We start from the raw sequence: 26,132 nt of genomic DNA, 5'->3' as shown, positions 1-26,132 counted from the left end.
AAAGGAAAAAACTAAATTCTGGAAATCCTATGAAAGTTTGTGTCGTTGGAACCGGATATGTGGGCCTCGTTGCAGGAACCTGTTTTGCTGAATATGGCAATGATGTAATTTGTATTGATAAAGATGAAAAGAAAATCAGTGACCTAAAAAAAGGGATCATTCCCATCTACGAACCTGGCCTTTCTGAACTGGTAGAACGCAATCACAAAGAGGGAAGACTCCATTTTTCTACTTCTCTAAAAGATGGTGTGGAATCTTCTGAATTTGTATTTATCGCTGTAGGAACTCCCACTTCGGATAATGGCTCTGCGGACTTACGATTTGTTTTTGCAGTGGCTGAAGAAGTTGGTAAAACCATGAATGGTTATAAAATCATTGTAGATAAATCCACAGTTCCTGTGGGAACTGCTGACAAAGTAAAAGCCATTGTTTCACAACACACAAAACACCCGTTTGATGTAGTTTCCAATCCTGAATTTTTGAAAGAAGGTGCGGCCATTGATGACTTTATGCGACCGGAAAGGGTTGTCATCGGCGCAGAATCTGAAATCGCTGCCAAAAAAATGAGCGAACTATATTCTCCGTTTGTATTAAACGGTAACCCCATCATTACGATGAGCATCCGTTCTGCGGAGCTTACAAAATATGCATGTAACGCCTTCCTTGCTACAAAAATTTCTTTCGTAAATGAAATTGCAAATCTTTGTGATGCACTCGGTGCTAACTATGATGATGTGAGAAAAGGGATGGGAACTGATTCTAGAATTGGTCGTCAGTTTTTATATGCAGGAATTGGATACGGTGGTTCTTGTTTTCCAAAAGATGTAAGAGCCCTTCTACGCACAGCAGAAGAAGTGAATGCACCTATGCACATCATTCAATCGGTTGAGGATGTAAACGAAAAACAAAAAACTCGTTTAACAGACAAAATATTCGAACATTTCAAATCGACAGATATGAAAGGAAAAACTTTTGGCATTTGGGGTTTGTCTTTCAAACCAGGGACAGATGATATGCGTGAAGCTCCATCCATTCCTTTGATTTATGAACTACATAAAAACGGAGCCAAAATCCAGGTGTTTGATCCTGCGGCAGCAGAAACATCAAAATACTATTTTGATGGAAAGGTGGAATACAAAAAAGATGCGTATTCGGCTCTCCAGGGTGCAGATGCCATGTTACTTTTAACAGAATGGAGAGAGTTTAGAGAACCTGATTTTAATAAAATCAAAAGTCTACTAAAATCTCCTTTGGTTTTTGATGGTAGAAACCAATACAAACCCACTTTGATGCAGGAGTTAGGTTTTACTTACTACTCTATCGGGAACCGATAAATTTAAGAGTCCAACTGAAAGTAAATTTCGGTTGGACTAAAATCCTCTTTCCATTTCCGACAAAGCTTCGTTACACATCGATTTATCTGTTTCGGTTGTTAATTTTGGTTTGATTTCCATAAGTACAACTTTTGCAAGTTTTGTCTCGCCAACATCTTTCAGTGTAAGTCCATAGTATAGTTTAGCGGTAGTTTTGCGACTGGAAGTTGGATAAGTATCTAAAAATTCTTTCCAGGATTTTACCGCAGATTCTTTCGGGCCATGAATGGATCTTACTAAGCTTAAATTAAAGTGTGCATTTTCTTTAAGGATGGTTTGGTTTTTGGATTTTTGGACAGCATCTGAGAATTGTTGTTCTGCTTTTTCAAACTCTTTGTTTTGAAAGTATAATAAACCCAAACGAAAATGGATGTCCGGACTATTGGTATTTCGTCTAAGTTCTGTTTTTAGATAAGATTCTAGGTTTGGTTCTTGCAGGATCCGTTTGGATACACCAAGTATATCTTCTTTTGTGGCGAGTCCGGAAATTTTTGTAACATAGTTTCCATCCCCATCCAAAAATAGTATAGTAGGGTATCCTTCTATACTGTATTTTTTTCGTAAGTTGGGGAACTCTTCTCCATCTAACCGAACTTTAACGAAGCTCTCTAAAATACGACTGACTTCTGGATCAGGAAAAATTTCTTTTTCTAAAACCAAACAATATGTACACCAATCGGCAAATACATCTACGACGATAAATTTTTTGTCCTGTTTGGCGGCCTCAAATCCTTTTTGGATAGAGCTACCCCAGGGGGATTCGGAAAATATGGAGCTTGTGCAAAGAAGAAAAAAAACAGGTAAAAACTTACGAACCATCCATTGAATTCTATTGTGAATCTCTCCATTTGAATAGTCAATTTTCGCTTTTTCGAAATGGAATGGACAGTTTCTATGGTCGCTAGAAGGTCAAAAAATGGAATTTTTACTGAAATTGGAAGAACTACTCCGCAAACGTAAGGAAGAATTGCCTGAAAAGTCTTATACTGCTGAACTCTTTCGTGATGGGGTTGACCGAATTCTCAAAAAAATTGGAGAGGAAGCAGGTGAGGTCATCATTGCTGCAAAAAATCCCAATGAAAAAGAACTGATTCATGAAATTGCTGATTTGGTTTTTCACTTAGAAGTCCTAATGGTAGAAAAAGGAATCAGTCTTTCTACCATTGCCAAAGAATTAGAAAAACGCCACAGCTAAGCCAGTAGGTTTCCTACTGGAAACTAAATGAAAATACTTTTATATTTGTTTTACCCTCTGAGTTTGCTCTACCAGCTTCTATTCTGGTGGTCACAAAGAGGGGTTTCCTCCTTCCACTTACCAAATGTTTTAGTCATTAGTGTGGGAAACCTGACGGTGGGAGGAACTGGCAAAACACCTTTTGTTCAATACTTAGTTCGTTTTTTTAATCAAACTTATCCTAGTTATGCGATTACCATCTTATCGAGAGGTTATAAAGCCGAAAAAAGTAAAGAAGGTGCCATCTTACCGAATGGATTAGAACCTAGGTTATACGGGGATGAACCAAGCCAACATAAAGAAATGTTTCCAAATGCACAGGTAATCATCGGCAGAGATAGAAAAACATCATTTCTGCGTTACAACCAAGTGGTTTCAAAAAAACATATTGTCATCCTTGATGACGGGTTCCAACACAAAGCAGTTTATCGAGATTTTGATTTTGTTTTGTTAGATGCAAATTCCGCTTTTGGGAATGGAATGACTCTCCCATTGGGTTTTTTAAGAGAACCAGTTAGGAATAGCAAACGGGCCAATGCGATTGTTTTTACGAAACTTTCCCCTCAAAACAAATTTCGATTAGATGGATATAAAAAAATATTAACTCGAAACGAAGTGAATGTTCCGATTTTCCATTCCTACTTTCGACCGTCAGTTCACGAAGTAGTAATCACTAGAAATTTGGCTTATCGAACAAATCCGGTAAATCCCGATTCAACTTCGAATTATTTTTTAGTTACTGGTGTTGGAAATCCTAAAAGTGTTTATGAAACTGCAAGCTCGGCTTTGAGTTCCAAGTCCATACGATCTAAATTTTTCCCTGACCATTTTGAATATGGAACCACTTCTTTATTATCCTTATGTAAGGAAATACAAACAGATGAGATTTTGGTCACAACAGAAAAAGATTGGATCAAAATGCGAAGTGATGAGTCTTTTTTGGCAGAGCTTGTTTTTCGCAAAACAAGAGTTTTTTTGATTTTAATCCAAGTTTCAGTAGATGAAGAGGCCGAACTAAAATCTATGTTAGCTGCTCTCGTTTCCACATACGAATCAAAAATCGATCAGGTTTGAGTGAATTAAATATCGAATCAGAAATGGAGTTTGGTTCTTTCAATAGAGAAGAAACTAAAATCTCTGCCGCATACAAGCCGTGAGTGAGACCTCTGGAACCAAGTCCGTTTAAAATGCCCACGGATTCGTAATAGGGGATATCCATCTTTTTTTTTGCATTTTTAAGAGAATTTTGATACGTAATCGATAAATCCAGTTTGGATCGATTGGGCAATTTACCAACAACAGGATGGCGATCTTGTGATTGCGTTCGATAACTCACTCTAGGTGAAAATTCTTGCGGATTTTGTGTTTTCCACTGTGAAAAAAGTTTTGGAAGTTTTTTGGATAACCCATCCCACAAAATTTCTGTTTCTTCAGCCCTTGGAGTTTCTTCTAATTTGAATTCATCAAATGTGGCACCTAATACTTGGAATCCGTTTATGGCTGGTGTGATATAATCGCCGTAAAGAATTCCGTGAGGATTGGTGGGATTTTGTTCTGGGAATTTTAGAATTTGTCCTCTCACTTTTTTTAAAGGTAACCAGGCCAAATGAGGATCTTCTGCAAAGTGGTAACCTTGCGTTAAAAATAAATAATCACATTCGATTAGACCATTTGTTGTTTGGCAGATAACCTTTGTTCCATTTTCTGATTCTTCCCAATTTACTAACTTAGAAGAATATTGGATTTTTGGATCGGATAAAATGATTATTTGTTTGGTGAGGTCAACTGGGGATACAGATTTCCCTGCTGGGAAAAAAATGGCAGGGAGGTTTGAAAACGGTTCCAGACTCTCTTTTGCTAAGTGATCAGGAATTTGGTGAGAGATGAGTGCATTCGAATAACGATCATAAGCTTCATTAGAATCTAGTAAAAAGTATATCCCATCTACATGAGGGACTAGGTCTTTTAAATGGAATTTTTCCCAAACAGAAAGGAAATATAAAAATGCATCGTAGGAAAACTCAGATTCAGCTAGTTTATGTTTGGTGAGAAATGGATAAACCACACCAATGGGGTTCCCACTTGCATGTTTTGCAGGGCCCGTGTCTTCTTCGAGTAATATCGTTTCTATATTTCTTTGTTTTAACGCTAAACAAATGCTGGCTCCAGCAATTCCTGCTCCTACAACCACAGCAGTTTTATTTGGTTTTTGCATTTGATTCTAAATATCCAGTGATCATTTCTCGTTTTCGACCAAAGCCTTTTTTCTTTTCCACAACAAATCCAAGTTCTTTTAGATTCCTACGTAAAAATCCGGCTGAAGAAAAAGTGGCAAAACTTGTGCCAGGTTCTGATTTTTTTTGTATCTCCTTTAGAGTATTAGAAGACCACATATCAGGATTTTTCCCAGGAGAAAATCCATCTAAATACCAAGAATGAATTTTTGGAAACTGAGGTAAACAAAGTCCAACATCTCCAAAAAACACTTGTAATGTGAATGAATTTCCGTTAGTAGGATGGGTCCAGGTGTATTTCCATGAATTTTTATCCGGATTTTGGTGCCAAAGTTTTATGGCAGATTCGTAAGAGAATATTAAGTCTTCGAACCAAAGCCTTTTTCCCGGATAACTTGCGTTTAGTGTTAGTAGGATTTCTCTTTGTAAAGGATAACCTTCGAGACTATAAAACGCAAGGGAAGCTGGGTTGGTTAAGGACATCCAAGTATTGAGTGTCACAAACACATTGAGTCCAGATCCAAATCCTAATTCCCCAATGCAAAAAACCGATTGGGGGCTTTGTATTAGTTTGGATGGAATTTGATTTCCTTCCAAAAATACATAGTTTGATTCTTCATACCCCCCTTGTTTTGAAAAATACACATCGTCAAACAAAAGGGAAACGGGAACCCCATCTTTGAATTCGATTTCGTTTTTCGGATTTTCGGGGGAGGGGTCTTTTTCCATCGGGAGTCTATCCCCATCTTTCCGGTCCTAGCCTTCGTTGGAAACCGAATCTTTCCCGAAGCCACAACCAAGAGGAAAACAAAGCTTTCCTGCTCTTAAAAAACCACGAAATTTCCTGAATTTATTATGTCTCATAAAAAAGACTTTCCAAAAGGAGGGTACTCTTCATATTTTTCCCAGGTTCGGGGGATATTCTATGGATTTTGTAAAAATCCGAGGTAAAGACTTACAAGACTGCATCATGCAGATGAAAATGAAATACGGTCCAGAGGCTCACCTCTACGACCAACGAGTCATCACAGAAGGTGGGCTTTTTGGTACGGGGCTTATGGCCCAACGTATGTATGAAATTGATGTAGGTGTCCCAGAAAAACAAAACTCAAAAGAGAGAATTGAACGTAAGTTAAAGGACCTCAAAGAACTTATCAAACAAAAACAAAGAACAGAAACCTTACCTGAATCAGGTCTTGTGAGTATTGGTGCAAACCAAACGTCACAAGTGGGGACACCTCTTCGCAAAAAAAATATCGATGCCGTTCGTCCATTTTCGGAGCGCCGTCGTAGACAAAATCCCCCTGTTTACGAATTGGAAACTCTAGAAGAAAGACCGGTTGGGTTATCGATTTCGGAAGCAAAGGATTCCCTTTTGGAAGTTTCCGCTCCTTCTAAACAACAAATTCCAGAACGGCACCCACATATCCAAAAACTCATAGATCGTTTGTTAAACGAAGGTATGTCTTCTGGATTTTTAGAAGAGATGGCCATTGCACTTGAGCGCCGGTTATCGGCTGTGGATCTCACTCGGTATGCCAATGTGACAGACAAAGCCGTTACTTATTTAGAAGAAAGAATCCAAATTGATTCCGATTTGTTTAGTGGAACTCCTCGTGGGAAACGAAAGGTGATTTTTTTTGTAGGACCGACTGGATCTGGAAAAACTACATCCATTGCAAAGCTAGCTGCAAAGTACAGTTTACACATGGGAAAAAAAGTTTCCCTTTATACTACAGACAACTACCGGATTGCTGCCATAGACCAACTTAAATTTTATGCGGATGCGATGGGTTTACCATTTTATGCTGCAAAAGATCTTCGTAAAATGAAAGAGACCATTGTCCGAGATGGGTCCGAACTCATTTTGGTTGATACCGCAGGATACTCCCATAGAAAGTCCGAAAACCTAGAAAAACTTCAGGAATTCTACCAAGTATTTGGGGAAAAGGATTATATTGAAACCGTCCTTGTTCTTTCCTCCACGGTTTCCAAAGACAATGCACTGGCTGTGGCAAACGCGTATGAGTCGGTAGGTTATAAAAGAATTTTATTAACCAAGCTGGATGAAGCAGAATTTTTAGGTTCTGTAGTGGAATTAGCCGATACTATTCACAGGGAATTCGCATTTTTAAGTGTAGGCCAGGATGTTCCATTTGATATCCTAAATGCCTCGAAAAAACTTCTTGCCGAATGTGTGATTTTTCCTGAAAAATTGAAAGGGATAGCGGGCGAGGTCTTCGAAAAGACCGTGTAACGAGCGTCGTTATCCTGATGACCTAGGGGTAACGATGGACCAAGCTGCAAATCTTAGAAAGCTCACGGAATCTGGTGCTGGATTAAAACTTGTACAACCCCAGGATACAGCCAAAAAAACGAAAATCATAGCCGTAGCCTCCGGGAAAGGGGGAGTGGGCAAAAGTACTGTTTCTGTCAACCTTGCCATCTCCATTGCCAAAACAGGTCTAAAAGTTTTAATCTTCGATGGTGACTTGGGCCTTGCCAATGTAAACGTCCTTCTTGGGATCATTCCGAAATATAATTTATACCATGTGGTCAAAGGCCATAAATCTCTAAAAGACATCGTGATATCCACTCCAGAAGGTGTGGACATCATTGCAGGAGCTTCTGGGTATTCCCAACTGGCAAACCTGAATGAAACACAAAGAAACAATTTAATCAAAGGATTTGCTGAGCTCGATCGTTACGATGTGATGATCATTGATACGGGTGCAGGAATTTCTGCCAATGTCATAGGGCTTGTGATGCCTGCCGATGAAGTGATTGTTGTGACCACACCGGAACCCACTTCCATCACCGACTCTTATGGACTGATCAAATCCATTGTTTCTCAATCCAAAGACAAAAATCTTAAAATCATCGTGAACCGAGTTCGGTCTGCGATTGAAGGAAAAAAAGTTGCCGATCGTGTGATTGATATCTCGGGTCAATTTTTAGAAGTCCAAGTGGAAAACTTAGGATTTATTTTCCAAGATGAAGAGGTGGAAAAATCCATTCGGGAACAAAAACCATTCATTATCGGGGCACCACGTTCCAAAGCAGCCGCCTGTCTGACAAGAGTCACACATACCCTCTTACAAACCGAAGGTGGTTATAGTGACGAGGAAGGCCTTACCGGTTTCTTTAAAAAATTCTTTAGCTTTGTGGATTTCAAAGAGAAAGAAATGGAAGAGAAGATGGAGGAAGACATCTAAGTGCAGATCGGATTTGTACTGGGATTTGCGATACTCGGAGCCATCATTAGCTCCGTTTGTGGGTTTCTAGTGGGAAACCGCCTTGGTTATATCTTTTTTGTCTCGTTAATCTCCACATTTGCATTTGGAGGACTTGGTTTTGGTGTATTTTCAGTCTTACAAAAGAAAGTTCCTGAATTTTTAGAATTTATAAGTACCTTTTCCATTGGTGGTTTCGGTGGGGGAGAGGGCCATTCCGAGGAATATGATCAAGAACATGGCGGAATGGATTCTTCTCGTTCTGAGTCTGGCGGGTCCGATGATTTTGGAGTCCAACCAGTGGGGGATGCCGCAATGGATGCAAAACTTGCTATGGCAAAGTCTGGAAAATTCGGAGACCATATCATTGTGGATAAAATTGCGATCAAAAACGAGCCAAAACTCATGGCGGAGGCGATTCGCACCATGATGGCCAAGGATGATCCGCAAGACGGTTGAAAAATTACCGTTTTTAGAGGACATAAGAAAAAATCCTCTTGTAATTTCCCTTTCTATACGATTTTTTCTATAAAGTAAAGAGATTCCGTACTACGGTTCCCTATGTCAAGATTGCTAGACAAATACAATCAGTTTGATGAGACAGATCTTTGGAAACAATACCGCGTCACAAAAGATGCGGAGATCCGAAGTTACCTTGTCGAAAAATATTCTCCTCTCGTCAAACACGTGGCAGGACGAATCGCCATCGGTATGCCTCAAAACGTAGAATTTGAGGACCTTGTCAGTTATGGCGTCTTTGGTCTGTTAGATGCGATTGAAAAGTTTGACCCTTCTCGCGAAATTAAATTTAAAACTTATGCCATGACTCGTATTCGCGGGTCCATTTTTGACGAACTTAGAAGTGTGGATTGGATCCCTCGTTCTATCCGTCAAAAGGCAAAACAACTCGAAAACATCATTGCCATGCTTGAGAACAAGGAAGGCAAAAAAGTAGAAGATGAAGAGATCGCCAAAGAACTCGGTGTTTCTATGGAAGAGTATAATTCACTTCTTGCAAAACTATCGGGAACCTCTCTCGTTTCTCTCAATGATATTTGGTTTCTCGGTGATGAGAACGATGAAGTTTCCTTTATGGAAACTCTTGAATCTCCGATGAATATGAATCCCGACAATATCATCGAAAAAGAAGAAATCAAAAACGTAATCGTAGAAGCCATCCAGTCTCTTCCAGAAAAAGAAAAAAAAGTAATCGTACTTTATTATTATGAAGACCTCACCTTAAAAGAAATTGGTGAAGTTTTGGAAGTTACGGAATCAAGAATTTCGCAACTTCATACAAAAGCAGTCGCAAGACTTCGCAGCAAACTCTCTAAAGTAAAATCCGCGATCCAGAAAAGGTAAATAGATATGTCGCTCACTGAATTTCTTACAGAGGAACTGAAAGAGTTCGATCGTAAGGAAAAAGAACAAGTGGAAGTCATTGCCGATACCATTGAAGAGTGTCTGGCAATTGCGTCGCAGCACTTGGGTCGCAAAGTTCATGAGATCGATTATACTGTTTTAAAAAGAGGAAAGAAGTCCTTATTCTTTTCTGAACCCTATCATATTCGTGCCTCCATCATTCCCGATGATATGCTATTAGATGAACTTAGTCTTTTGGATGAGCATCTAACGGGTGGTAGTGGGAAATTAGTTTCCAAAGATTTAAAAGAACTAGTCACTCCTAAAAATAAAGATGGCCGTGTTGCCGTTAAGATATATAGAACCGGTGTATTTTTAACCGTTTATCCTCCTACTGGTGAAGGATTGGAAATGACAATGGCTGATGTATCCAAGAAACTTTCGTTTCGTGGAGTGGCCGGTGTCGACCAAAACCTAATTAACAAAATTCTCAAAGAGAAGAAGGGGGAACCGGTTCTCATCTCGAATCAGAAACCAAAAGCAGGAAATGACTCTAGTTGCAACGTAGAAATTGCTCAAGAAAATATGCGTGCTTTTGTCACTGTGTTTCCTGCAAGGCCAGGTGGTCGTGATTTAGAGGTTTCTGATGTTGTGGCGGCCCTCAAAGGGATGGGTGTGGCTCACGGATTAAAAGAGGATGAAATTAGAAGGTGTTTGGATGAAGACATTCATAACAAACCTTTTATTGGTGCGGAAGGTGATTTCCCTGTGAACGGTAAAAACGCGGAAATCAAATACTATGTTCGCACCGAAAAGAAAATCAATTTTAAAGAAGACCAATCGGGTCGTGTCGATTACAAAGACTTAGATATGATTGAAAACGTTGTCGTAGGACAACTGTTAGCTGAAAAACTTCCAGCAGAAAAAGGAAAGTTCGGGCGCAATTTATTTGGAATGGTATTACCAGCCAAAGATGGTTTGGATACCGAACTCAAACAAGGAAAAGGAACTATTTTGTCGGAAGACAAAATGCGTCTCACAGCAGAGGTCAACGGACAAGTGTTATATGCTGCTGGTAGACTTTCTGTAGAAACTGTTTATCGTATCAATGGCGACGTGGGAGTTCGTACAGGAAACGTTACCTTCCTTGGTTCTATCATCATCACAGGAAACGTAGAAGACAATTATTCTGTGAAAGCCGCGGGTAATATTGAAATTTATGGAACAGTCCAAAAAGCCATTGTGGAAGCCGATGGAGACATCATTGTCCGCCAAGGGGTAACGGGAAGAGAAGAGGCACGTGTGGAATCCACTGGGGGAAACATTGTTGCTAAGTTCATCCAAAACGCCACTTGTATTACCGAAAAAGACATCATTGTCCAAGAAGGAATTTTACATTCCCATCTCATGGCAGGTGGAAAGGTTTCTTGTAAAGGAAAACGAGGCCAAATTGTGGGTGGAACCATCCAAGCGGCCCAACTTATTTCCGCTAAAATCATTGGCTCACAAGCCAACCCACAAACCGACCTCATCGTGGGAAATAATCCGAAGATCCTAAAACAGATCCAGGAATACGAAGAAAAACGAAAAGAGAACCAGGACAAACTGGACCAACTCACAAAAACAATGCGAACTCTCAAAGCCAGAAAAGAAGCGGATCCTGCCAGTTTTACGGCTGAACAGGACGCTCATTTGCAAAAATTGGACGCAGGTACAAGAAAACTCGAAAAACGCATTGCAGAAGCAGGAAAGGACATCCAGACACTTACTGAATACATGGATGAACAGGCTGCTAGCGGGCGTATTTCCGTTGAGAAGACCATTTTCCCTGGAGTTACCATTCGCATCCGCAATGCCGATTTCAAACTTCGCCACGAGACAAAAGCAAAGACATTCTACGAAGAGGAATCTCAGGTTCGCAGTATGCCTTACGAAGATCCAGACGAAACGAAAAATGACTGGAGAAAAAAGAGAGGCCGTGGTAAGTCTAAGAATTAGGAGGGATTTCGATGATTCTCAACGAAAACTTCGCGAGTCTCGCTCACCACTACGATTTTGCACGTAGGGCCCAGGCAGAGAATCCCTTCACCCACCAAAACCAGGTGGTAGAATTGCAAAAGGTTGTGATCCAAACCCAAAACCGAGCCCAAACGGTCCCAGATACAAAATCAGGGTACCAAGGTTCGGCGGCGAAACCGAAACAAGATAAAGAAAATTCGGTTTATGCTTATACCAAAGAGGGAGTCATTTTTGACCGCCCTAGTTTGGAAAGAGGATCTCGTTTTGATTTAAAAGCTTAAAGTTCTTACTCCGGAATGTTGTTGGAAATGTTCTGTAGGAGAATGTCATGGAACTCTTTTCTCTAGTTTTAATTAATCTATTATTTTGTGGGATGATGTATGTTTTTATCTCAGCAAAAGTTCAAAAAGCTGTAGCCGAATACTACGACAAAAAATTAAACCGGGCTATTGATATGGCCACCCAGGAAACCATACGGGAGTTAGATGCCACAGTGTCAGTCATCGAATCTAAGATGGTGGCTCTTCGTACTATGTTGGAACGAGGTGAAGTATTGGTAAAAGAATTCAAACATTACCAGTCCACGGGTCTTTCCATGAAATCGGAGTTAATTCCAGAACCAAACTTAGGTGAAGAACCGATTCTTGATTTGAAAGAACAAAGAACTGGGATTGGCAAAATTTACCAAGCCAATCAAATCCCGGTTCCAAGTGATGAAGTAGAAACCACAGAAGGTGCAGTGAACCAAGCCTTTGGAAAATTGGGAAAGGCAGTCAAAGGGATTTTTGGGATGGAACAAATTCAATCGCCATCTGCGGAAGCTATTGATAACCTAGAAGTTCCCACTTTTCAACCTAAGATGAATTATACGGTAGGTGGGAATCCATTTGCTGAAGAAAAACCAACGGAAGCGATTCGTAACGAACTAACAGAAGGATCTAAAAAAAGAGAATTTTTAAACGAAGTTTCAAAAGCGAATGATCCAGCATTTGCTTCATATCAAAAAATGACTTTAGATAAAGTGGAACTATCGATTGAATCGGCACTAGAAGAACTAGCTCCTTCAGCAACTAAGATTGATAAAGTAGTGCATCTTATCAAAAAAGGATATAAACACGAAGAAATTTCAGAAGTGATGAATATAGGCATTCATGAAATTCATTTAATAGAAACGATTCGACTTGATCGATCTAGAAGAATCTAAAAATATGTTTCCATGTCTTCGTTTCCGGTACTCAATGTAGGATTTTCAAACGTAGTATTCGTTTCGAAAATTCTTACAATCCTCCAAGCGGACTCTGCAGGCGCCAAACGCCTTCGTTCGGAAGCAAAATCGGAAAGTCGCCTGATTGATGCCACTGGTGGTCGAAAAACACGATCTGTTCTTGTTTTGGATTCTGGGCATATCCTTCTGTCAGCCATTCGTCCAGAAAGTTTATCCAAACGTTTAGAGTCAGGGGATAATCATTTCGCAGAAGGGGAAGAGGAGTCGGAAGATTGAACGTTCGTCCTAATTTATATATTATTTCCTCTGTCGCAGGTGGTGGGAAATCTACTATCATTGCCGCTCTTCTCAAAGAAAATCCCGATTTTTATTTTTCCATTTCTTGTACCACAAGAGCTCCAAGACCGGGGGATATCGAAGGTAAAACCTATTACTTTCTTTCGGTAGAAGAATTCAAAAAACGAATCGATGCGGGTGAGTTTTATGAATGGGCGGAAGTACATGGAAACTACTACGGCACTCCCAAAGGCCCAATTCTCGATGCCATTCGTGACCATCGTGTTGCTCTTTTGGATTTGGATGTCCAAGGTGCCAAAACAGTGAAGGCACTACGTCCAGAAACTGTTACGATTTTTATTGAACCTCCTAGCAGAGAAATTTGGATCGAAAGATTAATCCGCAGAGGTACTGATTCTCAAACAAGTATTGAACGAAGGATTCAAAATGGAATCAAAGAATTAGAAGAAGCACCTAGCTTCGATTATGTGGTAGTAAACGATCAGTTAGAAGATGCCATAAGAGAAGTAAAATCTATTTTGTATGGCATCAAAAATTAAAACTATTCACTGGTTATGGATTCATTTTTTTTGTAAGATTTGGGTTATATTTTGAAAACGGTATAACGTTTATGGTTCGTCGTTATCCTCATCAATGCTTTTGCCGTAATTGGGAACGTTTTTAGCTCCGGCATCCAACCATTTGTTAGAAATCACAGACCTTCTTTCTGCAGGGAACAAAGTGAGTAGGTAGGTGGTAATGGTTTGTCTTCCCTCCTCCTCGGCATCTTTATCCATTTGTTCAAAGACTTCGATGATATCATAATCAGGCCAATTGATTAACATATCTCTCGCTGATTCGGGAGGCATATTTGCTACTTTGTTTGCAAGTACCTTCACCTTTTCTTGGCGAGCATTGTCTTTTTTCAATTTGTCAGCCATTTCTTTTTCTTTACGTTGGATTCCTTCTTTGAGTTCTTCCAAACGTTCTTTATCTGCATGTAGAGAAGAAGATTTTTCTTCTAACTCGCGTTTCATCTGTTCTAATTCTTCACGGTCAGCAATCAGCCTTTCTTTTGCTTTTTCCATCTCCAACTTTTCTAGTTCTGTTGGTGAAAGTAGGTCTTGGTTGACAAGTCCTGCTTGTTTTTTTAAGAAGGGCAAATAGTCCTCTGCGTTGATAACCTGAAAGTAATCAAAAACAAAAAAACCAATGGCGATTAAGAAAAAAATAAGAACGATTAAAAAGAAGGATCTTGTGCTATCGGTTACACTTGCCATTATGATTTCCCTTGTCCTAGGTAGTATTTTTCATAAAAATCACGAAGAGTTTTGAAATCAGATGTGAGTTCATCTCCTCCGTCTTCTCTATTGAGAATTTTGAAAGTTCTTGGTATCTTTTTAGATTTTAAAGGTACGAAACTATCAGTCGAATCGAATAATGATTGTTTGCTTAATTGAAGATTAAATTCTTCGACTTCTCTTCGTTCTGCGCGATTTCTTTTTTTCTTCCACTCAGCAAATCGTTTGTCTTTTAAAACTTCGATCACCTTTTTGTTCATTCGAGCCACCATCACATCTTTACGCACCAAATTCACTTCTTCATTTTGAGTGGCGATTCGAGATTCTAACTCCTCATTTCGCCTGATTAGTCCTTGGATGTATTGTTCGATGGAAAGATAATCAGAAAGGCTAGTTCCTACTTTGGAAGAATTTAGGATTGCCTCATAGGAAGATTCGATTTCTTTTTCATTGGTATCTTTTTCGCCAATGAGCGCATTGAGTTTGGAAACAACTAAAGAGAGCCTGCGGATTTCTTCTTCTTCCCGCCAACCCCTTAGCTTTAGAACTGTCTCTAAACTAAAACGAAATCGTTTCACACCTGTCTATTTCTTCGGTTCTGAATAATTTTTGTACTCTTTTTTACTCGTATTTTTAAAAAAATGAGTAAAACTTGCAATATTGTCCTATAAATACTTACATTTGATTGTTTCGGGCTGGTTGCCTTTATTTTTGGGTTTTCCTCATTTATATGCCACGTCTCCGGCTGAAATCGTGCGAAAAAGCCAAGGAAATCCCGTTCATTTGGAAGGCGAATGGGAGTTTTATCCTCATACCTTTCTCTCAGAAACAAATCAATTGCCTGAGTCAAAACTCCAAGTTCAGGTACCTGGAATTTGGAATTCGGAACTTGGGACCGGAAATGGATTTGGAACCTATCGTTTGGTTTTGGAGAGACCAGAAGGTACGGATTTAGAGACAGTTTATGGAATCAAACTTGTAGATTCAGCCACCGCCTCACGAGTGTTTTGGAATGGAAAGCTACTTGGGTCTTCTGGGACAGTTTCCAAAAATCCAGAAGAGTCAAAACCTTCTTACCAATTCCAATTTTATCCTTTACCTTGGAAAGAGGGACCTAACGAACTATTGGTGGAGATATCTAATTTTCATCATGACAAGGGTGGAATGTGGGAACCTCCTTATGTTGGTGAGTGGAATAAACTATTAAAAGCAAATGAGAAAGATTTAGCCTCCTCTTTGTTTTTAGCAGGGGCAGTTTTCATCATTGCTTTATACCATTTTGGATTATTTTATTTTAGAAGATCGGATAAAGGAAATTTGTTATTTGGGTTAGCTGCCCTTTTGTTATCAGTAAGAACCCTTTTCACTGGAGAAAGATTCGTATTTAACGAATTGTCCCCCTATATCACTTGGAATCTATGTCTTAGGATCGAATACCTTACTTTTTATTTATCTCCTTATTTATTTTTTGCTTTTTTTCGTGAATTTTATCCCAAGTTTTACCCTCGTTGGATGGACCGAGTTCTGTTTATCCCCACTTTAATATTCATTAGTTTCCTTTTGTTTTTACCAACTCCCATTTATACAAAGTTAAATGGATATTTCCAAATTGTTTTTCTATCTGGAATCTTAATGATTTTACAAGGTGTTTTTCGTGCGGTTGTCAATCGCCAGGAAAGTAGTTTGTTATTTTCAATCGGTATCATTGCGGTAGCGGTTGCCGCTTTTATTGATTTAATGAATGCGTATCAGATTGTTTATACTGTAGAAGCAATTCCTATTGGGATTTTTATATTTATTTTAGTACAGTCCTTAACACTCTCTAGAAGGTTTAGTCGTGCTTTTTCTGATGTAGAATCTCTATCCAAAAGACTTCTTGCTTTAGATAAACTCAAAGACGAGTTTTTAGCAAATACTTCTCACGAATTAAAAACACCTTTAAATGGAATCATTGGTATCGCCGAATCTATGTTTGATGGAATTGGTGGACGCCTCAACCAAGAACAAAGGCAAAATTTAGGTATGATAGTAAGTTCAGGGAAACGATTGTCTTCTCTTGTAGATGATATTTTGGACTTTTCCAAAATGAAAAACAGAGACTTGGATTTGGACCTAAAAGCCATTGATTTACATCAAATTTGTGATTTGGTACTTGTGATTTCAAGGCCACTCTATGTTACCAAAAATCTAACCGTTCGCAATCATGTTCCAGTGGATTTTCCTCCCATTTTGGGAGATGAAGCAAGGCTCCAACAAATCCTTTTTAATTTAATTGGAAATGCGATTAAATTTACAGAGAAAGGTCGAATCGATGTTTCCGCTGAAATTTTGGAAAAGATGTTGGTACTTTCTATAAAAGATACTGGGATCGGGATTCCCAAAGATAAATTTGCCGATATTTTTAGATCCTTCGAACAAGTGGATTCTTCCACCACGCGAAAGTTTGGTGGGACTGGACTAGGCCTTGCCATTACAAAACGTTTGGTGGAGTTACACGGCGGAAATATTTGGGTGGAATCCATAGAAGGGGAAGGTTCTATTTTTCGATTTACGCTTCCTTTGGCGAGAGAAGGCGAAATTCCAATGGAAAAACCGCCACAAAAAAAGACAGATTTATGGTTTGGGGGTGAGTCTCCTGAATTTGAGCCTATAGAAGAAACAAGTGATGATTATGATGGCGAAAAAATCAAAGTCCTTGTCGTAGACGATGAACCGATCAATAGGCAAGTTCTCAAAAACCATTTAACACTGATTGGTTGTGATGTACATGAAGCTTCCAATGGTGGCGATGCCATTCGAATGGTTCGAGATGATGGTCCATTTGAGTTGATGTTACTTGATATCATGATGCCCGGCATGAGCGGATATGATGTTTGTACGGTTCTACGTGAATCATATTCTTTATACCAACTTCCGATTTTATTTTTGACTGCCAAAAACCAAATCACTGACATCATTGCCTCTTTAGAAGCTGGAGGAAATGATTATTTAGCAAAACCTTTCGACAAACGAGAGTTAATTTCTAGAGCTAAAAATTTAATTACATTGAAAAAGGCAGTGGAAGAACAAAATAAGTTTATTGCATTTCAAAATGAATTGGGACTCGCAAGAAAACTCCAAAGTTCTATCTTACCTGAAGAAGCCCCTGCTATCGTTGGAATCAAAACAGAATTTTATTATGAACCAATGGACAGCGTAGGAGGGGACTTCTTTGATTTCCATGCGATCTCAGGGACAGAACTTGGTGTAATGGTTGCCGATGTCTCGGGACATGGGATTCCAGCTGCCCTTATCTCAGCCATGTTAAAAATTGCTTTTTCAACACAAGTTAGGTTATCGAGAGAACCAGCTCAGTTAATGACACAAATCAACTCCACCTTACTTGGAAAAATGAAAGGGGCTTTTCTCACTGCTTCTTATATATATATTAATTTAGAAACAAAAGAAATGGTCCACGCTCGTTGTGGTCATCCTCCTCTGATTATTAATCGTTTGGGGGATTCGAAACCCACTTTAAGTTTACCACAAGGAAAATTGATTGGTTGGATTCCTGAACTAGATATTCAAGAAGATGTTGTTTCTTTGCGATCTGGTGACCGAATTGTATTGTATACGGATGGGATTACAGAAGCCACTAACTCCGATAAGGAAATGATTGGTCAGGAAAATTGGGAAAGTATTGTTCAGAGATACAGTGGATATCCGATTCCAGAATCCAAACGTTTGTTACTCGAAAGGATCAAAGAATTTACAGGAAATCGTTCTCCCGATGACGATGTCACTTTAGTGATTCTAGAAATCGAATAAAGTCACTAACTAACAATTTTTTAAAATTATATTTGGAAGATATGCATAAATTGGTTCGTTGAAGTTTTATCAAAAAAATATCTAAATCTTTAGATTAAAAATCATCTTCTACACGAGTTGAAGATTGCAGTATTTTTGCCAATCGGTTGGTTGCATCTTGGTAACTAGACTTTTCTTCAATCCTTTGTCTAAGATAATCATCAATTTGTGATTTTTTATCAATGGCCATATCCACTTTTTCGTCGGCTCCGCGAACATAAGCATTTAATAAAATAATATCTTCCGAGTTTTTGTATTTTGAAATAAGTTCCCTGACGATGGAAGAACGCATATAATGATCTTCGTTGACAATCTTTTGCATTAGTCTTGAAAGCGAAGCGGGTACATCGATAGCAGGGTAGTGACTTTGTTCTGCCAGTTTTCTTGTTAAAACAATATGTCCGTCGATAAATCCGCGAACCTTATCAGCAACAATATCATCCATATCATCTTCTGCATCAGTCAAAACTGTATAAAACCCAGTAATGGAACCACCGTTATGTGATGTTCCTGCTCTTTCCACAAGTTTAGCCATTTTTGTAAAGACACTAGACGCATAACCTTTGGTTACCACAGGTTCTCCAATGGAAAGTTCTCGTAGTGCTTCCGCATAACGTGTAAGAGAATCCATATATAAATTGACGGACATTCCTTTGTCACGGAAATATTCCGCTGCAGAACAAGCTAAGTTTGCACAACTTACTTGTTCCATTTTCGAAGAATCGGAAGTGGCTACAAAAACTACAGATTTAGTCATAGCTTCTTTGCCAAGTTCAACATGTAAAAATTCATTCACTTCGCGCCCTCTTTCTCCGATGAGAGCAACAACGTTCACATCAGCATTCGTATAACGAGCGATCATTCCGAGTAAACTTGATTTACCCACACCGGAACCGGAAAAAATTCCAATCCTTTGTCCACGACCTACGGTTAACATCCCATCAATGGCTCGAACTCCCGTCTCTAAGATATCGGTGATGGGAGGGCGGTCTAGTGGGTTTAGAAATCTTGGTTCAGATGGTCTTTCTTCTTTAGTAATGAGAATCCCTTTGTTATCAATGGGTTTGCCAAGACCGTTTAATACTCTACCTAAAAGTTCTGGACCAGCATTCAGAGTAATTTGTCTTCCCGATGAAAATACAAATGCATGAGGGAAAATTTGCTGAGTATCACCTAATGGCATTAAGGTGTAAAGATGATCTTTAAAACCGACAAGTACACATGGCAAATAACCTTTGTCAGACCCACGTTCTACTTCTAAAATTTCTCCCACCTTAGAATCGGGAGGTCCCTGCGAATAAATGACATTGCCCACAACGGATACAACGACCCCACTTTTGCGAATGGGTTCTATTTTTTCGACGACATTCAGGTATTTGGAAATGGCATCGATATGTTCCGTAAATTTCTTTTCGATCATGGGGGCTTTTCACTCATCCAATCATGTGACATAATAAAATCAAGCGAATTGAGGAAGGGGATAGGTTCGTCAACCTGGATTACTAATGAAATGTCGATTGGGAAAGACGGCCCAAGTTTTGGGCCATTCTCTGTTTAGGTTCGGAGTCTTCGTTATGGTTTCCGATGCCCCGTTCTCTTTATCAGAGAAGAGGGCCCTTTCTGCGGTTTAAAACTCGTTCATTAACGACAGAGTTTAATTTGGTCCATATTGGAGATTTGGCGGGGAACTGGGAGTTTTTTTCCTAAAACCACATTCCCGCCTTCACCAATACTTGCCGTTTCATAAGCCCATTTTCCAAAGTTGGTAGGGACTGTGAAACAATCGGGAAAGGATTTGGTCTCTATAATTTCGGAACCAGTCCATAAAAGAATGCGGTCAGGGGTTCGGAGATACAATTTTTTTCCATCCTCGGCCCAACGAATTCCATAGAGTGGGAGAGCTGTCCAAAAATTGATTGGGAAACTTTGGATTTTTTTGTCAGAAAGTTGGATGATGTTTAATTCGAATTCGGAAAACTCACCTTCTTTTTTAGGGTTTGCTGTGACGAGTGCCACCAAGTTTCCATTAGGTGAAGGAGCCATTTGAAAGATAATTCGGTTTTCGGGTGTGGCAGGATAAGAAAATGCACCACCAGTTTCTGGATATAGGGACAAAGTTTGGTTTAAAGTTCCATACTCATCATCTTTTCCATATAATACAAATAAGGTGGATGAACTTGTGTGATAAAAGATTCCATCTCCTAAAGACCAAGAAGGTAGGGTCCATTCCTTTACAGGTTTTCTTCCTGTTGGAGTATTTTTTACTAATTCAATTTTGCTTTTATAATTTCTTTTGTCCGTGGTTCCATTCATAGGATTCCATGAATCTTTTTCTTCGTATTCCACTGTTAGGATTAAATTAAAATTGGGATCATTACTCGGAGACACTTCCTCTGGCAATTGTGCGTGGCGCCAGATCATTTGAGAACATCCAATGAGGGAAAGGGCAAAAACCGGTAGGAGGAATTTCATGAAAAAAGGATAGGACTTAGTAATTGCCTGTAAACAAAAAAGGGGACCAAAGTCCCCTCTTAGTTAGAAAAACGAAAAGAAAGGTTTATTTTCCTTTTTTTGCTTTCGCTTTTTCTTTGTTTTTTTGATCAATTTCAGCTCTGTGAGTGTCACAAAGTCTGTAAAGGATACCTGTTACAGGATTTTTACGTGTTACTTTAGTTCCACAAACGATGCAAAGACCTTGCGCTCTTCTTCTTTTGTAGAGTTGTTGTACTCTTTCTGCACCAGAAGCTTTGTATTTAGAGATTTGAATTCTGAATCCTTTGAAAAGGTAATTTCCAATGGATTTTTCAGGATCTTTTTTCAAATCCTCTGCAATTTTGTCAATTTGTCCTGGGCCTACTTTTTGTGGTTCCATAGCTTTCTTTTTCCTTTAAATCTAGATATTATCTTTTTTTTTGACGAGGGAAAATCCCTTGCCCTAACAAAGGTATCTCTCTGCACTCTTAAAAATTCAAGATATTTTTTTCACCGAATAACAATTTTTTGATGTTTTGCGATGATTTTATTTTATAAAACGATTGATAGGCGATCGTTATTGTTTTTTGAATTTAATCTGAATTGCTTTCGGAAAACTTGGGCAAGATTCAACACATAGTCCGCAGCCCGTACAAGATGATGAGGCAAAAACTGGTAAATTCCCTTTAAATTTGACAGTTTTTTCGATCGGACAGGTAACAAAACAGGCATTACAAGTGGATTCACCTGTTTTTTCGTTAATACAATGTTCTGTGATGGCTTTCGCCTTACCAAAATTTGGTTTTTCACCGGACAATTCGTACGGTAGGAGGGCCTCTTCAGGACAAACACTAATGCAGGGCCAGTCGGTGCAGAGATGACAAGCTTTTGCATTTGGATCTAAATGTGGAAATATTTTTCCAGATTCCCCTGTTGTAACAGGGAATAAGACGGCATAAGGACAGGCAAAAATACATTCATTACATCCAGTACAAAGAGAAAAAAAATCGGGAGATGCGCCAGGAGGTAGGGACAAAGTCTGGAACATTTTAGTTTTGCGTTTCCGGACAGTTGTTGGTTTTGCAGGCAACTTTTCTTTGCTAGTTGGTGATTTTGCCCTTGGTTTTGATTTTGTTTGGGGAGTTTTTTCTTCCTCCCAAACTTCTTTAATGGCTTCTGTCAGTTCATCCGCTTTCGTAAAGGTAAATTGAAATACGGATTTAAACCCTTCTCGGAAAAGGTCTTTTCGTTTCATCTAATCGGAGACTCTTTCGATTTGAGCACCCAAGGACCGCAGGCGGGTGTCAATCGATTCAAAACCTCTATCAATCTGAACAATGTTATGAATTTCACTTTGACCTTCTGCACATAGTGCGGCAATGATCATAGCCATCCCGGCACGGATATCGGGGCTTGCGACCCTTTGTCCATACAAACGGTTGGCTCCGATCACAATGGCTCTGTGTGGGTCACAGAGGATGATTTGAGCGCCCATAGCAATGATATTGTCGACAAAGAAGAGTCTTGATTCAAAAAGTTTTTCGTGAATGAGAACGGTTCCTTTACATTGAGTCGCTGTGACAAGAGCTACAGAGGTCATATCTGCTGGAAATCCTGGCCAAGGTGCATCATCAATTTTAGGTGTGGCCCCATGATAGTCGGGAATGATTTCCATCTTTTGGTCCGAAGGAACAAGGATTCCATTTTCTGTAGGCCTTACCTCTATTCCCAGGCGAGAATAAACCATTCGAATCATTCGAATGTCTTCTGGATTGACATCGGTAATGTGAATCTCCCCGCCTGTCACGGCAGCCAAACTGATAAAAGATCCAATTTCTAAATAATCCGAACCAATTCTATGTTTGAGTCCACCCGGTGGAGACTTTAGGGAACTAACGCCTGTGATCGTTAAGTGGTTTGTTCCGACTCCTTCAATTTTGGCACCGGCAGCGATTAAAAAACGACAAAGTCCTTGTACATGGGGTTCGGATGCAGCATTACGAATCGTTGTTAGGCCCTCAGCATAAACAGCAGCCATCACCGCATTTTCGGTGGCAGTGACAGATGCCTCATCAAGTAAAATATCTTTTCCGACCAATCGGTCAGCTGTGATCATATAACCATCGGGAAATACTTCGATTTTGGCACCAAGAGCTTCAAGAGCCAATAAATGTGTGTCCATACGACGTCGGCCAATTTTATCTCCCCCTGGTTTAGGAAGAAAAACCCTACCAGTCCGAGCAAGGATAGGTCCAGCTAAAGTGACTGCTCCTCGGAGTTGAGAACAAAGTTCGTAGGGAAGGTCCGATTTCACTGGATTTTTTTTCTGAAAGAGATAAGATCCTTTTGGACCTGTGGAAGTGATTTCTACTCCAATTTGGCGGAGCACTTCCATAAGTTTTAGAACGTCTGCAATTTCTGGAAGGTTTTCAAGGATGACGTCTCCTTCCCAAAGTAGGAGGGCTCCGAGAAGTGGAAGTGCCTCATTTTTATTTCCTTGGGGAACAACTGTCCCGTGGAGAGGATTTTTGCCGATAATTTTAAAGTAGGAAGAGCTCACCTTGCTTCCATTCGACACAATACGGATATGAGGAAAAGTAAATTATGAATTTTATAGCACAAGTCGTTTGGATTTTTCCCAAATTTGATACGATCTACCTCTTTTACATCTTTCTTATGGGAATTGCTGCCTTTATTTACGTGAAAGTTATGAATTATCTGCAAAACAAACAAACCAGTGTTGTCAATCATTGGGTTGAGTTTCAACGGTATGCTGTAGCTAGAAAATGTAACCAAGTAGAACTCAATATCCTTCATGCGTTTTATGATCACCTCAGTGAAGAGGAAAGTGAAATTTATCTTTTACCTGAAAACAGAAACAAACTAAAAAATGCACTTTATCGTTACTTTTTAAAATCGAATGCCAACACTACGGAAAAGGAAGTGGACCTTTTTGATAAACTATTCCGATCCGGTGTGGAATTTAAAAAAGAAATTCTTTCCTTAAACGAACTAACAATAGGCGAGGTAGCGGCACTCGAGGCAGATGGGCGTGAAGAACTCACCTATGTGATGCAAAAAACCACCGACGAACTTCTTTTATCGGTAAAAGGTCTTTCCAAGGATTTACTCGTTCCAGGAAAAGAAGCAAAATTATATGTATTTCGACCCAGTAGCGGCGGTTATTTGTTAGAAGGGAAAGTAATTCGAACTAATGAGAGTGGGGTGATTTTCCATTTTAATGGGAAAATTGAAAGGAAAGGAGAATCACATTTGATGATCACGGACAAGGTATCCTTAACCGTTTCTCCTTGGCCACCGCCTGATGAAAAAAAACAAGTTCTCGAGTTGGACAAAAACAAACTATTACTCACAGAAGAAAATATTGATAAACAGTTAGAAGTATTAAAACGAATCGCCAAAGACCAAAAGGAAAATAACGAAAAACGTTTTGATATCAAGGAAACTCCAAGGCCTTTTGTTACTTTTTCGGATCGATTGTCTGATCGTGGAATTTTGTTTTCTTTCCCGCCGGGTACTTCTTCCGAAATTTGGAAACAACAAGATCTTTGGGAAGTCAGTTTTAGTTTTGAGAATGGACCTATGTTTCATATCAGAGCCAAGATGATGCCCACAAAACAAAAGTCAGATTTGTATCTATTACGTTATGTGGATGCAGATGAAACCGTGCGGAAAACTTTGTATGAAGAAATCCGCAAACGTGGTGGTATCAGAGAAGTTTTATCATAAGTTAACTTCTTTTATAATCTCTCAGGAAAGGCTCCTCTGGATGGAGTCTTGGATCCTTTGGGTAATAAAATTAAATCCACAACCGGGATTTCTTTCCCCGAGGTGAGTTTTTCTCCCAATGCCTCCCAAGATCCTTGGGTCAAAGAAAAAGATAATAAATAGTTTAAGTTTGGAAGTTCCGGAAGTTTGATAAACGGAGTTCCTCCATGCAAAATCACAAACTTTTTATTTGGGTACTTTTTTGCTAAGTTAACCACGGAAAGAACTTCATTTTCTGAAGTGGAATCAAATACAAACGTTGTGATAGTTTTATTTTTGATTTGGTTCTGGAAGTTTTTGAATGGAAATGAATCGATTTTTTTAGTTTGAAGAGTTTCTTTTAGGCGGCCATTCTTTACAAAGGAAATTGTTTCAGTTTTTGAAATTCCAGAAGTTGGGAACGATTTTGGATAAGAACGAATGGAGTCTTCGTTGATTTCTTTCACAAAGTTTTTGGATTGGTTTAATTTAATATACCTTTGTTTTCTTTCTTCGTTCCAATTGGCTAAAAATTCTTTTTGTTTTAGGTTTTCATCATATATTGTTGGTAAGATGGAGTTTGTATCGTAAATGCCGAGTTCTAGTTTTTTACGGATTTGTTTTTGTACCGCTTCTTTTAGTTTATCATGTTCTTTTCCGTCTTTGTCCACATAACGAAATTCTCCATTTTTATAAGCTTCGCTAAGTTGCGCTTTGAATTTGCGAGCAGTTTCTCCCCAACTGGTCAAAAGAACAATATTGGCACCGGCAAGTATAGTTAAAACTCCTGGCCTATCCTTTTCGTAATTTTTTGAAATAGCATGCATTTCCATAGCATCAGTGATGATGATCCCATCAAAATTTAAATTCTTTCGTAAAACATCGGTTAATATGGTTTTGGAAAGAGTTGCAGGAAACTGTGGATCAATTTTTGGATAAACAATATGTGCGGACATCACTGCCTCGGCTCCACCAGCAATGGATTTTTTGAAAGGAACCAGTTCCAATTGTTCTAGTTCTTCCAGACTTTTGTTTATGATGGGAAGGCCTAAATGGCTATCTACCGTTGTGTCTCCATGTCCAGGGAAATGTTTGATAACAGGCAAACATCCACCAACACGAGCTCCTCGTTCATAAGCTACAGCTACATCTGAAACTCGTTTGGAATCAGAACCAAACGAACGTGTGTTGATCACAGGATTTAATGGATTGTTATTGATATCTAAAACAGGGGCAAATAAAAAGTTGAGACCTAAATTACGAAGTTCATAGGAAGTTACAAAACCAACGGTTTCTCCCCATTCGGTATTTCCTGTTTGGCCTACTGCCATTGCTCCTGGGTACGGTGTGATCCCGTCTTGGACTCTAAACACACGTCCGCCTTCTTGGTCTGTGGAGATAAGAAAGGGAGGAAGTCCATTGGCTTTTGCTTCTGCTTGTAGATTGTTTGTTAGAGAGAGGATTTCTTCTTTTTTACCTAAGTTTTTTCCAAATAGAATGATCCCACCTGGTTTTGTTTCTTTGATTTCTTCGATGGCAATTGCATCGACTGTTTTTTGAGGAATGGCAATGTGAATGGTTTGGCCAACCAGTTCTGCGTCTGACATAGCATTTGTGATGGCCCAAGCTTTATCCTCTAACCAAACCTTTCTTTCGTTGGCGGCGAGTTCATTTAAGTAAAAACCAAAACAATAGGAAGAGCCGAAAAATCCAAAAAGAAGAAACAGGGAAAAAGATGTGCGAAGTAAAACTTGGTTCATAAGGTTTGATAGTACGATTTACTGACGGC

Annotated in this window: 25 protein-coding genes; 14 read left to right on the top strand and 11 right to left on the bottom strand. The window is 39.3% G+C overall.

Going from position 1 to position 26,132, the window contains the following annotated elements; genetic code table 11:
- Positions 1–29 precede the first annotated feature (29 nt).
- Positions 30–1,334 carry a UDP-glucose dehydrogenase family protein gene (locus EHQ31_RS00600; protein ID WP_135570849.1) on the top strand — a complete coding sequence of 435 codons (1,305 nt, stop codon included), beginning with the start codon at positions 30–32 and terminating at the stop codon, positions 1,332–1,334.
- 36 nt (positions 1,335–1,370) lie between these two features.
- Here the strand turns inward: EHQ31_RS00600 and EHQ31_RS00595 are convergent, their stop codons facing one another.
- Positions 1,371–2,192, bottom strand: a complete 822-nt coding sequence (locus EHQ31_RS00595; protein WP_135570847.1) for a thioredoxin fold domain-containing protein — start codon at positions 2,190–2,192, stop codon at positions 1,371–1,373.
- A gap of 97 nt (positions 2,193–2,289) precedes the next feature.
- Between EHQ31_RS00595 and hisE the strand changes: the two genes are divergently transcribed.
- Positions 2,290–2,568 carry a phosphoribosyl-ATP diphosphatase gene (gene hisE / locus EHQ31_RS00590; protein ID WP_002989187.1) on the top strand — a complete coding sequence of 93 codons (279 nt, stop codon included), beginning with the start codon at positions 2,290–2,292 and terminating at the stop codon, positions 2,566–2,568.
- A gap of 27 nt (positions 2,569–2,595) precedes the next feature.
- Positions 2,596–3,681 (top strand): tetraacyldisaccharide 4'-kinase, encoded by a 1,086-nt coding sequence (gene lpxK / locus EHQ31_RS00585; protein WP_135570845.1) that lies wholly within the window; start codon positions 2,596–2,598, stop codon positions 3,679–3,681.
- Here lpxK and mnmC1 read toward each other — a convergent pair.
- Both mnmC1 and mnmC2 read right to left on the bottom strand, forming a co-directional pair.
- Positions 3,629–4,822 (bottom strand): FAD-dependent 5-carboxymethylaminomethyl-2-thiouridine(34) oxidoreductase MnmC1, encoded by a 1,194-nt coding sequence (mnmC1, locus tag EHQ31_RS00580; protein WP_135570844.1) that lies wholly within the window; start codon positions 4,820–4,822, stop codon positions 3,629–3,631. The two genes, lpxK and mnmC1, sit on opposite strands and share 53 nt — an antisense overlap.
- On the bottom strand, positions 4,806–5,570 hold the full coding sequence (gene mnmC2 / locus EHQ31_RS00575; protein WP_135570842.1) for a tRNA (5-methylaminomethyl-2-thiouridine)(34)-methyltransferase MnmC2: 765 nt from the start codon (positions 5,568–5,570) through the stop codon (positions 4,806–4,808). Before mnmC2 ends, mnmC1 begins: the two co-directional genes overlap by 17 nt.
- 196 nt (positions 5,571–5,766) lie before the next feature.
- On the opposite strand from mnmC2, the gene flhF reads away from it, so the two are divergent.
- The 9 genes from flhF (at position 5,767) to EHQ31_RS00530 (ending at position 13,516) form a co-directional block, all read left to right on the top strand.
- Positions 5,767–7,098 carry a flagellar biosynthesis GTPase FlhF gene (gene flhF, locus EHQ31_RS00570; RefSeq protein ID WP_135570840.1) on the top strand — a complete coding sequence of 444 codons (1,332 nt, stop codon included), beginning with the start codon at positions 5,767–5,769 and terminating at the stop codon, positions 7,096–7,098.
- Positions 7,099–7,132: 34 nt separating this feature from the next.
- Positions 7,133–8,056 (top strand): MinD/ParA family protein, encoded by a 924-nt coding sequence (locus EHQ31_RS00565; RefSeq protein WP_135570838.1) that lies wholly within the window; start codon positions 7,133–7,135, stop codon positions 8,054–8,056.
- Positions 8,057–8,533 (top strand): hypothetical protein, encoded by a 477-nt coding sequence (locus EHQ31_RS00560; RefSeq protein WP_135570836.1) that lies wholly within the window; start codon positions 8,057–8,059, stop codon positions 8,531–8,533. It abuts the gene before it with no gap.
- Positions 8,534–8,635: 102 nt separating this feature from the next.
- Positions 8,636–9,436, top strand: a complete 801-nt coding sequence (gene whiG / locus EHQ31_RS00555; protein ID WP_039927380.1) for an RNA polymerase sigma factor WhiG — start codon at positions 8,636–8,638, stop codon at positions 9,434–9,436.
- Positions 9,437–9,442: 6 nt separating this feature from the next.
- Entirely contained in the window at positions 9,443–11,434 is a 1,992-nt protein-coding gene (locus EHQ31_RS00550; RefSeq protein WP_135570834.1) for a FapA family protein, read from the top strand.
- An 11-nt stretch (positions 11,435–11,445) separates the two neighbouring features.
- Entirely contained in the window at positions 11,446–11,736 is a 291-nt protein-coding gene (locus EHQ31_RS00545) for a hypothetical protein (protein ID WP_135570832.1), read from the top strand.
- 47 nt (positions 11,737–11,783) lie between these two features.
- Positions 11,784–12,659, top strand: a complete 876-nt coding sequence (locus tag EHQ31_RS00540) for a hypothetical protein (RefSeq protein ID WP_135570830.1) — start codon at positions 11,784–11,786, stop codon at positions 12,657–12,659.
- 12 nt (positions 12,660–12,671) lie between these two features.
- Positions 12,672–12,956, top strand: a complete 285-nt coding sequence (locus EHQ31_RS00535) for a DUF370 domain-containing protein (RefSeq protein WP_015681102.1) — start codon at positions 12,672–12,674, stop codon at positions 12,954–12,956.
- Positions 12,953–13,516, top strand: coding sequence for a guanylate kinase (locus EHQ31_RS00530; protein ID WP_135570828.1), 564 nt, complete (start codon positions 12,953–12,955; stop codon positions 13,514–13,516). The genes EHQ31_RS00535 and EHQ31_RS00530 overlap by 4 nt, the downstream gene beginning before the upstream one ends.
- Positions 13,517–13,585: 69 nt before the next feature.
- On the opposite strand, the gene EHQ31_RS00525 is transcribed toward EHQ31_RS00530, so the two are convergent.
- Both EHQ31_RS00525 and fliJ read right to left on the bottom strand, forming a co-directional pair.
- Positions 13,586–14,236, bottom strand: coding sequence for a periplasmic-type flagellar collar protein FlbB (locus EHQ31_RS00525; protein WP_135570826.1), 651 nt, complete (start codon positions 14,234–14,236; stop codon positions 13,586–13,588).
- On the bottom strand, positions 14,236–14,835 hold the full coding sequence (gene fliJ / locus EHQ31_RS00520) for a flagellar export protein FliJ (protein WP_135570824.1): 600 nt from the start codon (positions 14,833–14,835) through the stop codon (positions 14,236–14,238). Before fliJ ends, EHQ31_RS00525 begins: the two co-directional genes overlap by 1 nt.
- A gap of 175 nt (positions 14,836–15,010) precedes the next feature.
- Here fliJ and EHQ31_RS00515 point away from each other — a divergent pair, with 175 nt between their 5' ends.
- A complete protein-coding gene (locus EHQ31_RS00515) occupies positions 15,011–18,064 on the top strand; it encodes a SpoIIE family protein phosphatase (RefSeq protein ID WP_244247221.1) in 3,054 nt (1,017 codons plus the stop codon).
- Between the two features lie 94 nt (positions 18,065–18,158).
- Here the strand turns inward: EHQ31_RS00515 and EHQ31_RS00510 are convergent, their stop codons facing one another.
- The 5 genes from EHQ31_RS00510 to murA form a co-directional block, all read right to left on the bottom strand.
- Positions 18,159–19,523, bottom strand: coding sequence for a FliI/YscN family ATPase (locus EHQ31_RS00510; RefSeq protein ID WP_135570820.1), 1,365 nt, complete (start codon positions 19,521–19,523; stop codon positions 18,159–18,161).
- A 221-nt stretch (positions 19,524–19,744) separates the two neighbouring features.
- A complete protein-coding gene (locus EHQ31_RS00505; RefSeq protein WP_135571043.1) occupies positions 19,745–20,524 on the bottom strand; it encodes a hypothetical protein in 780 nt (259 codons plus the stop codon).
- 136 nt (positions 20,525–20,660) lie between these two features.
- A complete protein-coding gene (locus tag EHQ31_RS00500) occupies positions 20,661–20,975 on the bottom strand; it encodes an LIC10235 family protein (protein ID WP_002973161.1) in 315 nt (104 codons plus the stop codon).
- Positions 20,976–21,152: 177 nt separating this feature from the next.
- Positions 21,153–21,830 (bottom strand): 4Fe-4S dicluster domain-containing protein, encoded by a 678-nt coding sequence (locus tag EHQ31_RS00495; protein WP_135570818.1) that lies wholly within the window; start codon positions 21,828–21,830, stop codon positions 21,153–21,155.
- Positions 21,831–23,135, bottom strand: coding sequence for a UDP-N-acetylglucosamine 1-carboxyvinyltransferase (gene murA, locus EHQ31_RS00490; RefSeq protein ID WP_135570816.1), 1,305 nt, complete (start codon positions 23,133–23,135; stop codon positions 21,831–21,833).
- A gap of 44 nt (positions 23,136–23,179) precedes the next feature.
- Between murA and EHQ31_RS00485 the strand changes: the two genes are divergently transcribed.
- Positions 23,180–24,325: a hypothetical protein gene (locus tag EHQ31_RS00485; protein WP_135570814.1), complete on the top strand. Its 1,146-nt coding sequence runs from the start codon at positions 23,180–23,182 to the stop codon at positions 24,323–24,325.
- A gap of 11 nt (positions 24,326–24,336) precedes the next feature.
- Here the strand turns inward: EHQ31_RS00485 and EHQ31_RS00480 are convergent, their stop codons facing one another.
- Positions 24,337–26,103 carry a glycoside hydrolase family 3 protein gene (locus tag EHQ31_RS00480; RefSeq protein WP_135570812.1) on the bottom strand — a complete coding sequence of 589 codons (1,767 nt, stop codon included), beginning with the start codon at positions 26,101–26,103 and terminating at the stop codon, positions 24,337–24,339.
- Positions 26,104–26,132 lie beyond the last annotated feature (29 nt).

The organism is Leptospira montravelensis, assembly GCF_004770045.1.
GTDB classification, from domain to species: domain Bacteria; phylum Spirochaetota; class Leptospiria; order Leptospirales; family Leptospiraceae; genus Leptospira_A; species Leptospira_A montravelensis.
This window is presented reverse-complemented; position numbering and strand designations above follow the sequence as displayed.